Below are 9,460 nucleotides of genomic sequence, written 5' to 3'. Positions count from 1 at the left end.
TGCACATGCGCCTGATGAAGGGCCTGCGCGGCACGGTGGCCGCATGGTGGGCGCTCACGGGCCTGCTCGTGACGACCTTCGCGTTCCTCGGCGTCAACATGTTCCTGTCCGGGCTGCACAGCTACGGCAAGCTGTAAGATTTCCGCTGTTCGTCCGACTATGAGACCGCCGGTGCACTGCGTGCCCGGCGGTTTTCTTTTGTAACGGGCGGGCGGTCCGGGCGTCGAACGGCGCAAGACGGGCCGGGTCGAACGCTCATGAAACTGCGCGCGGCGCAGGCAGGAGGAGCAGCACGATGTGGATCAAACGCCCTTTGCGGAACGTACTGACCGGCGGCGATATTGCGCCCGGCGAAATCACGCCGCGTGCGGTGTTCGAGAACCGGCGGCGCGTATTGCAGGCGGCCGGCCTCGCGGCGGCGGGCGGGTTGCTCGGCGGCAGCGGCGCAGCATTGGCCGGCTATGCGTCGCCCGATGCGCGGGCCGCGAAGCTCGCGGCGAAGACGAATCCGAAGTTCGTCGCGGCCGACAAGGTGACGCCGTTCAAGGACATCACCACCTACAACAACTTTTACGAATTCGGCACCGACAAGAGCGACCCCGCGCAAAACGCGGGCACGCTGCGGCCGCGCCCGTGGCGGGTGAGCGTCGAGGGCGAGGTGCTGCATCCGAAGGTGTTCGATCTCGACGAACTGCTGAAGCTCGCGCCGCTCGAGGAGCGCGTGTACCGGCTGCGCTGCGTCGAGGGCTGGTCGATGGTGATCCCGTGGATCGGCGTGCCGCTGTCCGAGCTGATCAAGCGCGTGCAGCCGACCGGCAACGCGAAATACGTGCAGTTCGTCACGCTGGCCGATCCGTCGCAGATGCCCGGCCTCTCGACGCCCGTGCTCGACTGGCCGTACTCGGAAGGATTGCGGATGGACGAGGCGATGAATCCACTGACGCTGCTGACAATGGGCGTTTACGGGCAGGTGCTGCCGAACCAGAACGGCGCGCCGGTGCGGATCGTCGTGCCGTGGAAGTACGGCTTCAAGAGCGCGAAGTCGCTCGTGAAGATCCGCTTCGTCGACAAGCAGCCGAAGACGAGCTGGAACACGTACGCGTCGAACGAGTACGGCTTTTATTCGAACGTGAACCCGAACGTCGATCATCCGCGCTGGAGCCAGGCGACCGAGCGGCGCATCGGCGAGGACGGCTTTTTCACGCCGAAGCGCAAGACGCTGATGTTCAACGGCTACGGCGACCTGGTCGCGTCGATGTATCAGGGCATGGACCTGAAGAAGAATTTCTGAGGGCGATGGTGAGAAACGACATGCCCCCTTCGACGCTGACGGCCGCGCCCACGGCCGGCGCCGGCCAGGCTGCACGTGCCGCACGGCGCGGCGCGGTCCGTCCCGCCGCACCGCGCTGGCTCGCGCCGGCTAAGGTGCTGGTTTTCGCGGCCGGCCTTTATCCGCTCGCGCGACTCGTGCTGTTCGGGCTGACCGACCGGCTCGGCGCGAATCCGATCGAGTTCATCACGCGCTCGACGGGGCTCTGGACGCTCGTGATCCTGTGCATCACGCTCGCCGTCACGCCGCTTCGGCGCATGACGGGGTTCGCCGCGCTGCTGCGCTTTCGCCGGATGATCGGGCTGTTCGCGTTCTTCTACGCGACGCTGCACTTCACGACCTACCTGTGGTTCGACAAGTGGTTCGACGTCGTCGCGATCCTGAAGGACGTCGGCAAGCGCCCGTTCATCACGGTCGGTTTCGCCGCGTTCGTGCTGCTGATTCCGCTCGCGGCGACGTCGCCGCGCGCGATGGTGCGCCGCCTGGGCCGCCACTGGGCGACGCTGCACAGCGCGATCTACGTGATCGCGCTGCTCGCCGTGCTGCACTTCTGGTGGATGCGAGCCGGCAAGCACAATCTGGCGCAGCCGAAGCTGTATGCGGGAATCGTCGCCGTGCTGCTCGGCTGGCGGCTCATCGCATGGGGATGGCGGCGCGTGCGCGCGTGACGGCGCAGCCTGAAAAAACAAAAGGCGATGACCGGGAAGTCATCGCCTTGTTTCGTGAACCGTGCAAGCGGCGCGTCGTTACTTCGCGGCCGGGCTCGACGCTGGTGCAGGCATCGACGATGCGCTGCTCGACAGTTCGGGTGACAGCGTGAGCGGCGTGCCGGACGAATCGGGCACACTGTCGGACGACGCGTTTTCATCGGTCGGCTTCACGTCCGACGGCGGGGTGTCCTGCTGCTGGAGTGGCTTGGGCATCGGAGGCACGGTGGGCAGATAGAGCGCGCCGCTTTGACCGCAGCCAGCAAGAATCGCCAAAGCCGCTACAATCGCGCTCATCCGGAAAACGACTCGCATGATCGTCCCTGAACAATTGAACCGATAGAGTTTAGCATGTCCGATACCGAATACCTGACCCGTGCCGAGGCCGTGCTGGCGGCCGTCGAGCGTACTGTCGACGACGCCAACGACGGCGATCACGACATCGATCTGGAGCGCAACGGCAGCGTCCTGACGCTGACGTTCGAGAACGGCTCGAAGATCATCGTCAACCTGCAGCCGCCGATGAAGGAAGTGTGGATCGCCGCGAGGGCGGGCGGTTTCCACTACCGTTTCATCGACGGCGAATGGCGCGACACGCGCACGGGCACCGAGTTTTTCTCGGCGCTCACCGAATACGCGACGCAGCAGGCCGGCCTGCCGATCACGTTCAGCGCGCCGTAACCGCTCCGGCCGAAGCCGGGGCTGCGCGTCGACGCGTCGTGCCAAGGAAAAAGCGCCCCGCGGGGCGCTTTTTTCATGTCGGGCCGGTGGTCAGTGCGCGAACAGGTTCATGATGTCCTGCTTTTCCTGCTCGTCGACGTGCGGCACGGTGGCGTCGACGTTCTGCGCGGCCGGTGCCTGCGGTACGCCGACCGTCGACACGAAGCCGTGGCCCGGCGCGAACTCGGTGAAGTACAACTCGCCGCCGAGCGATTCGACACCGTCCGGCATCGTCGGCTTGAACTCGGGCACGCCCTTCAGCGCGGCGCCCATGTAGTCGATCCAGACCGGCAGCGACAGGCCGCCCCCCGTTTCGCGATCGCCGAGGCTGCGCGGATTGTCGTAGCCGATCCACGCGATCGCGGCGAGCGTGTGCTGGTAGCCGGCGAACCACGCGTCGTGCGAGTCGTTCGTCGTGCCGGTCTTGCCCGCGAGGTCGGTGCGCTTCAGCACGTTGGTCCGTGCGCCCGTGCCGCGCTGCGCGACACTCTGCAGCAGGCTGTTCATCACGTACGCGTTGCGCGGGTCGATCGCGCGCGGCGCATTCTGCTCGGCGACGAGCGGCTGCGCACGCACGACGATCGCGCCGTTCGGATCGGTGACTTCGGCGATCAGGTACGGATTGACGCGGTAGCCGCCGTTCGCGAAGACCGAGTACGCGCCCGCCATCTGCAGGGGCGTGACCTGGCCCGCGCCGAGTGCCATCGGCAGGTAGGCCGGATGGCGTTCGGCGTCGAAGCCGAAGCGGGTGATGTACTGCTGCGCGTACTTCGTGCCGATGTGGTTCAGGATCCGGATCGACACGAGGTTGCGCGAGCGCTGCAGCGCGGTGCGCATCGACATCGGGCCTTCGAAGCCGCCGCCGTAGTTTTTCGGCTCCCAGGGCTGGCCACCCGTTTCGGCGGCGCTGAAATACAGCGGGCCGTCGTTGATCACGGTGGCCGGCCCGAGGCCCTTGTCGAGCGACGCCGAATAGATGAACGGCTTGAACGACGAACCCGGCTGCCGCCACGCCTGCGTGACGTGGTTGAACTTGTTCTTGTTGTAGTCGAAGCCGCCGACGAGCGAGCGGATCGCGCCGTCCTGCGGGACGATCGACAGGAACGCCCCCTCGACCTGCGGCAACTGCGTGATCGACCATTTGCCGGCGTCGTTCTTCACGACGCGGACGATCGCGCCCGGGCGGATGCGGCGATTCGGCTGCGCATTGGCCGACAGCGCGCCCGACGCGAAGCGCAGGTTGTCGCCCTCGATCGTCGCATTGCTGCCGTCGATGAATGCGACCGTGATCTGGCGCGGGCTGGCGGCCGTGACGACCGCGGCGATCAGTTCGCCGTTGTCGGGGTGTTCGAGCAGCGCATCGTCGATCGCCTGTTCGCGGTCGTCGGCACCGGCCGGCAGCTCGATGAAGCCTTCCGGCCCGCGATAGCCGTGCCGGCGTTCGTAATCCATGATGCCCTTGCGCAGCGCGGTGTACGCGACCTGCTGATCCGCGGAGTCGATCGTCGTGACGACGTTGAAGCCGCGCGTGTAGGTTTCCTCACGGTACTGCGCGTACATCATTTGTCGGACCATTTCCGCGACGTACTCGGCGTGCACGCTGAAATCGCGGCCCGGGCCCTTGACGACGAGCGGCTGCGCGACGGCCTCGTCATACTGCTCGCGCGAGATGAAGTTCAGCTCGAGCATCCGTTGCAGGATGTATTCCTGGCGCACCTTCGCACGCTTCGGGTTCACGACCGGGTTGTACGCGGACGGCGCCTTCGGCAGCCCGGCAAGCATTGCGGCTTCGGCGAGCGAGATGTCCTTCAGGTCCTTGCCGAAGTAGACCCGCGCGGCGCTCGCGAAGCCGTACGCCCGCTGGCCGAGATAGATCTGATTCATGTAGACCTCGAGAATCTGATCCTTCGTCAGCGCACGCTCGATCCGGTACGCGAGCAGCATCTCGTAGATCTTGCGCGTGTAGGTCTTCTCGCTCGACAGGAAGAAGTTGCGCGCGACCTGCATCGTGATCGTGCTCGCACCCTGCGACGCATGGCCGTTCGTCAGCGCGACGATGCCGGCGCGGACGATGCCGGTGAGGTCGACGCCGCCGTGATCGTAGAAGCGTGCATCCTCGATCGCGAGGATCGCCTTCTTCAGCGAATCGGGCACGTCCTTGAAATGGACGACGTCGCGGCGCTCTTCGCCGAATTCGCCGATCAGCACGTGATCGGACGTATAGATGCGCAGCGGCACCTTCGGCCGATAGTCGGTCAGCGCGTCGAGCGACGGCATGTTCGGCCACGCAACGACGAGCGCGTAGCCGAGCACGAGGCCGCCGGCCACGACGAGCGCGACGCACATCGTGGCGAATCCGAGCAGGACTTTTTGCCACCAGGGCCGCTTCTTCGGCTCCGGGGCGGGAGGCGGGGACGTAGGAGTCGTGGATTGCATAGGCATACCGGAAAACAGTCCCGCGATTATAGCTGCCCGGTAAGACCGGTCCTGACGCGGGGGGCGCCCGCCGCGAAGACGCGGTCTGGCGTGCTTCCAGCATAGCCTGCGCATGGCCGTCGCGAGCGGATGCTGGCCGTTAGGCCGACTGTCGGCCGCACGCGCCGATTTGCAGAATCAGGTCTCGGAAACGCGGCATGGGCCGCGACGATTTCGGGAGGATGGGATGGCGGGACGATGGCGAGCGCGGTTTGCGCAGGGTGGGCATCGGTCGACGGGAATCGACGTCGGTGCAGACGAGGTCAGGGTGGCCGTGCTGAGCCGGTGCGGCCGGGGCGCGGAGGTGTGCGTCGAGGGGCTGGAGCGGGAGCCGGTCGGGTTGGCGGGCGGCCCGGAGGATGCGCGCTGGGCGGCGGTTGCGCGTGCGCTGGCCGCCGCCGTGTCGAGGCTGTCGGCGGCCGGGGTGCGGTGCGACGCGCGCGGCGTGATGGCGTTGCACGATGACGAGATGCGCACCGCGACGCTCGACCTGGCCGGGCGGGCCGATGTCGAGGACGCCGCGCGGCAGGCGGCCGAACGCATCTCGGGGCTGGCGCCGGACAGTCTCGCGTTCGACTGGCGGCAGGACGGCGGCGCACGAGCCGGCGAGATCGAGATTGCCGTGGCTCCGCTGGCGCTGCTCGAACGGCGGATCGACGTGGCCGCCCAGGCCGGTGTCGACCTGACGGTGGTCGACGGCGAGTCGGCCGCGGCGCTGCGTGCGTTGCGCTATGCCGCGCAATTCGAACCCGACGCGCAGGCGGGCCCCTACGCGGCGCTCTGGTTCCATGACTCGGGCGTGCACGGCTGGCGAATCGACGGCCCGTTGGCCGTACCGGTGCTGACGCTGTCCGGCGCCGTGCCGGGGGCGTTTTCCGATGCATTGCGCCAGCGCGCGCTCGGGGCCGTGTGTTGCGTACTCGTGTCAGGGGACGAGCGGTGTATCGCCCGCTTCGACACGTCCGTCGCCGAGATTGGCGACGTGCTCGGCGCGGTTGCGGTGTCGTTCGACTGCACCGGCTGGAATGGGCAGCCATGCCTGCCCGCCGGCATGCCGGGCGGCCCGGCATGGGCGGTCGCATTCGGGCTGGCATTGCGCGGGGTGTGGGAATGACGGCCCGTCGTGCGGAGCCGGGCGGCTTCAACCTGCTGCCGTACCGCGAGCGGCTGGCGCAGGCGTTGCGACGTCGCCGGGCCACGCAGTGCGGTGCGGCGATTCTGCTTGGTGTGCTCGGCGTCGGCCTGTGGACGGGCGCCGCCACCGGGGCGCGGTGGCGCGTGGATGCCGAGCGCGCGAGTGTGGAGGCGCGGCTGCGGCAGTTGCAGCCGCAGGTGGGGGCCGCGACACGCGCAGCCAAGGCTGCGGCCGTTGCCGCGCAACGCGACGCGCAGGCGGCCGCGCTCGCCGCGCCTTATCGGCACGTCGCAGGGCTGCTGGCCACGCTGGCGCAGGTGCGCGACGGCACCGTCCGGCTCGATGCGCTGCGCACGACGTCGGCCGGTGCCGTGCTCGACGCGCGTGCCGCGAGCTACCGGGCGGCCGCGCGATGGCTCGGGGGGATGGCGCGCGAGCAACGTGGCTGGCGGATCGATATCGATGCACTGAAGCCTGCTTCCGGTGCTCCGGTCGTGACAGGCGGGATGCCGTTCCGGTTCTCGATCCAGCTGCGCTGGCTCGACGCGATGGCGTCCCGGAAAGCGTCGGGAGGTGGCGCATGACGGCGGTGCTCGCGCATCGGTCCGCACTGCGCAGCGACGGATGGCGAGGCGGCATGCGGCGCGTGTCGCCGGCGGCTGCGCACCTCGCAGGCTGTGGGCTCGCATTCGCGGCCGTGCTCGCGGGCGGCATTCATCTGGCGAATGCTGCCGACTGGAGCGGGCTCGCGCATGGCCGCGCGTTGCTCGCCGCGGCGCAGATGCGGGAGGCCGACGCGCGGCGTGTCCTGGCTGCCGCTGCACGGCAACGCGGCGTGCAGCCGGCGGCGGCACACGGCGATCGCTCGCCGCGTACGCCGGAATGGGCTGCGTTGATGCTGGAACTGGCGGATCGCGCCGCGTCGAGCGGGCTGCGCGACGTATCGATCGAACCGCTGCGCGCCGACGGCGCAGTGCCGGACGGCAGGCGCACGGTGCGCATCGTCGCGGAGGGCCGCTTTCACGCGTTGCTGCAGATGGTCGGCGAGCTGGCCCGCTTCCCGGTGCTGGCAGTGCCGTCCGCGCTGCGTGTCGAACGGGGAAAGGAGGCCGCGCGCGTTGAAATGTCCGTCGACGTGTTTCCGGCGTTGCCGGTGCCAACGTTCACAGGCGGGGAGGCGTCGGTTCTGGCCGGCGCACCCGGCGCCGATCCGTTCGGCGAGGCCGGTTCGTCCGAAGCGCACGGGGCGGCTGCCCGCCTGGCTGGCACGATTCGCGACGGTCATGCAGGTCTCGCGCTGTTCGACGACGGTGGCGGCGCGTTCACGGCCGTGGTTCCCGGCGATACCCTCGGGGCCGCGCGAGTGGTGCGCGTCGACCCCGTCACCGTGACGCTCGCAACGGCGGATGGCGCGTACCGGGTCACGCTGGACGACGGGAGGCGGCCATGATCAAGCACGGATGCCGGGTGCTCGCCGTTTGGGTAGGCTTGACCGCGGCCAGTGCAAGCGCGTCATTGCCGCCGCTGCCGGCCGTCTGGCCTGCCGCATCGTTGGATGCGCAGGTGCCGGGCCTTCCATTGCCACAAGGCGGGGTGGACGGGGCGGATCACGCCGTAGCGACGGAGGCCGGGCCGCCGCCGTTCGACCAGGCGGCTCGCGCGGCGTTTCAGGCGGAGGCCGCCACCTCGGCACCCGGGCTGGAGGGGCCGCCGATCCCGTTGGCGCCGCCGGCCCGGATGGGCGACGCGGCGGCCCGGCAACCGGGCGATGCGGACGACACGCGGCGGATCTCGTTGAATCTGCAGGGCGCAGGGCTTGCGGCCGCGTTCGACGCGTTCGCACGGTTCACGGGGCTCAATATCGTCGTCAGCGAGCAGGTGCGCGGTACCGTCACGTTACGTCTGAACAATGTCCCTTGGCGCGATGCCTTCGACACGCTACTCGACACACACGCGCTCGCGATGACCCGGCGGGGCAACGTGATATGGGTCACGCCGGCGGTCGAACTGGCCGCCCGCGAACGCGAGCGCTTCGAAATGCACGCGCGGGCCGCCGATCTGGAGCCGCTTGCGAGCCGGACGTTCGCGCTGCACTACCCGCGCGCGCAGGACGTGCAGCGACTGCTGGCCGGCGCAACCGGCCAGCGGCTGCTGTCGAAGCGCGGCGCAGCGGCGGCCGATCCGCGCACGAACCTGCTGTTCGTCACCGATCTCGCGCCGCGTCTCGACCAGGTCGCGAGCCTGATCGAGGCGATCGACCGGCCGTCGCGGCAGGTCCGGATCGAGGCCCGCATCGTCGAGGGCGAGCAGGGTTTTTCGCGCAATCTCGGCGCACGTGTCGCGCTGCGCGCGCAGGAGCGGCCGCCGTCGGGCGAGAGCGCCACGTTTGCGACCGGTGCCCGCAATGCGCTCGACCTGGCTGCACGGCCGCTCGGCGGCTTCGAAGCGGCAACCGCCGGCTTCACGCTGTTCGCCGCGCCGCTCAGCCGTGTGCTCGACGTCGAACTGAGCGCGCTCGAGGCACAGGGGCGGGGCCAGATCGTTTCGAGCCCGCGCGTGGTGACCGCCGACCGCGTCAAGGCCATCGTCGAACAGGGGTCGGAGTTGCCGTACCAGGCGAAGGTCGGGAACGGCGTGAGCGGCGTGCAGTTCCGCCGGGCCACGCTCAAACTGGAGGTCGAGCCGCAAATCACGCCGGACGGGCGCGTGGTGCTCGACCTGGACGTGACGAAGGACAGTATCGGCGAGCCGACGGCGGCCGGCCCGGCGATCCATACGAAGCACGTCCAGACGCGCGTCGAGGTCGAGAACGGCGGGACGGTCGCGATCGGCGGGATCTATGAACAACTGAACCGGAACGATGTGACGCGCGTGCCGCTCTTGGGCAAAATACCGTTTCTGGGCGCGCTTTTCCGGCACCGCGCGCAACGCGATCAACGTAACGAGCTGGTCGTCTTCATCACGCCGACCGTCGTCGATGCGCGCTGTAATGCGCGCGGCGCGGTCAGCACGGATGCCGAGAAAACGGGGCCTGAAGCCGCCGGCGCAGGCTCGACAAGGCAGCCGCTTTGCCAGTAAGCTGCGCCACACACC

At 68.8% G+C, this 9,460-nt stretch carries 9 protein-coding genes and 1 pseudogene; 8 read left to right on the top strand and 2 right to left on the bottom strand.

Going from position 1 to position 9,460, the window contains the following annotated elements:
* The 3 genes and pseudogenes from LGM56_RS33285 to msrQ form a co-directional block, all read left to right on the top strand.
* Positions 1-137 (top strand): annotated as a pseudogene (locus LGM56_RS33285) (c-type cytochrome biogenesis protein CcsB); the annotation flags it as partial.
* Positions 138-295: 158 nt separating this feature from the next.
* Positions 296-1,291 (top strand): protein-methionine-sulfoxide reductase catalytic subunit MsrP, encoded by a 996-nt coding sequence (gene msrP, locus LGM56_RS33280; RefSeq protein WP_089493949.1) that lies wholly within the window; start codon positions 296-298, stop codon positions 1,289-1,291.
* Between the two features lie 20 nt (positions 1,292-1,311).
* A complete protein-coding gene (msrQ, locus tag LGM56_RS33275) occupies positions 1,312-1,998 on the top strand; it encodes a protein-methionine-sulfoxide reductase heme-binding subunit MsrQ (RefSeq protein ID WP_226207869.1) in 687 nt (228 codons plus the stop codon).
* A gap of 78 nt (positions 1,999-2,076) precedes the next feature.
* Here msrQ and lptM read toward each other — a convergent pair whose 3' ends face one another.
* On the bottom strand, positions 2,077-2,352 hold the full coding sequence (gene lptM, locus LGM56_RS33270; protein WP_089455451.1) for an LPS translocon maturation chaperone LptM: 276 nt from the start codon (positions 2,350-2,352) through the stop codon (positions 2,077-2,079).
* A 36-nt stretch (positions 2,353-2,388) separates the two neighbouring features.
* Between lptM and cyaY the strand changes: the two genes are divergently transcribed.
* Positions 2,389-2,718, top strand: coding sequence for an iron donor protein CyaY (gene cyaY / locus LGM56_RS33265; protein ID WP_069246934.1), 330 nt, complete (start codon positions 2,389-2,391; stop codon positions 2,716-2,718).
* A gap of 90 nt (positions 2,719-2,808) precedes the next feature.
* Here cyaY and LGM56_RS33260 read toward each other — a convergent pair whose 3' ends face one another.
* Positions 2,809-5,199, bottom strand: coding sequence for a penicillin-binding protein 1A (locus tag LGM56_RS33260; RefSeq protein ID WP_226207868.1), 2,391 nt, complete (start codon positions 5,197-5,199; stop codon positions 2,809-2,811).
* A 220-nt stretch (positions 5,200-5,419) separates the two neighbouring features.
* Here LGM56_RS33260 and LGM56_RS33255 point away from each other — a divergent pair, with 220 nt between their 5' ends.
* Genes LGM56_RS33255 through LGM56_RS33240 form a run of 4 tightly spaced genes read left to right on the top strand, consistent with a single transcriptional unit; the run spans position 5,420 to position 9,445 of the window.
* Positions 5,420-6,346, top strand: coding sequence for a competence protein ComA (locus tag LGM56_RS33255; RefSeq protein ID WP_226207874.1), 927 nt, complete (start codon positions 5,420-5,422; stop codon positions 6,344-6,346).
* Positions 6,343-6,951 (top strand): fimbrial protein, encoded by a 609-nt coding sequence (locus tag LGM56_RS33250; protein ID WP_089493953.1) that lies wholly within the window; start codon positions 6,343-6,345, stop codon positions 6,949-6,951. The genes LGM56_RS33255 and LGM56_RS33250 overlap by 4 nt, the downstream gene beginning before the upstream one ends.
* Positions 6,948-7,817 carry a pilus assembly protein gene (locus tag LGM56_RS33245; RefSeq protein WP_226207867.1) on the top strand — a complete coding sequence of 290 codons (870 nt, stop codon included), beginning with the start codon at positions 6,948-6,950 and terminating at the stop codon, positions 7,815-7,817. The genes LGM56_RS33250 and LGM56_RS33245 overlap by 4 nt, the downstream gene beginning before the upstream one ends.
* A complete protein-coding gene (locus LGM56_RS33240) occupies positions 7,814-9,445 on the top strand; it encodes a type IV pilus secretin PilQ (protein WP_089493955.1) in 1,632 nt (543 codons plus the stop codon). Before LGM56_RS33245 ends, LGM56_RS33240 begins: the two co-directional genes overlap by 4 nt.
* The last annotated feature ends 15 nt before the right edge of the window (positions 9,446-9,460 follow it).

It is taken from the genome of Burkholderia sp. AU38729, assembly GCF_020419725.1.
Classification (GTDB): Bacteria; Pseudomonadota; Gammaproteobacteria; order Burkholderiales; family Burkholderiaceae; genus Burkholderia.
The sequence above is the reverse complement of the archived record's forward strand: the minus strand, read 5'-3'. Positions and strand labels throughout refer to the sequence as shown.

Excerpts from the sequence above, each read along its gene's own strand:
- msrP (WP_089493949.1), top strand. The coding sequence starts at position 296 with ATGTGGATCAAACGCCCTTTGCGGAACGTACTGACCGGCGGCGATATT.
- msrQ (WP_226207869.1), top strand. The coding sequence starts at position 1,312 with ATGCCCCCTTCGACGCTGACGGCCGCGCCCACGGCCGGCGCCGGCCAG.
- lptM (WP_089455451.1), bottom strand. The coding sequence starts at position 2,352 with ATGCGAGTCGTTTTCCGGATGAGCGCGATTGTAGCGGCTTTGGCGATT.
- cyaY (WP_069246934.1), top strand. The coding sequence starts at position 2,389 with ATGTCCGATACCGAATACCTGACCCGTGCCGAGGCCGTGCTGGCGGCC.
- LGM56_RS33260 (WP_226207868.1), bottom strand. The coding sequence starts at position 5,199 with ATGCCTATGCAATCCACGACTCCTACGTCCCCGCCTCCCGCCCCGGAG.
- LGM56_RS33255 (WP_226207874.1), top strand. The coding sequence starts at position 5,420 with ATGGCGGGACGATGGCGAGCGCGGTTTGCGCAGGGTGGGCATCGGTCG.
- LGM56_RS33250 (WP_089493953.1), top strand. The coding sequence starts at position 6,343 with ATGACGGCCCGTCGTGCGGAGCCGGGCGGCTTCAACCTGCTGCCGTAC.
- LGM56_RS33245 (WP_226207867.1), top strand. The coding sequence starts at position 6,948 with ATGACGGCGGTGCTCGCGCATCGGTCCGCACTGCGCAGCGACGGATGG.
- LGM56_RS33240 (WP_089493955.1), top strand. The coding sequence starts at position 7,814 with ATGATCAAGCACGGATGCCGGGTGCTCGCCGTTTGGGTAGGCTTGACC.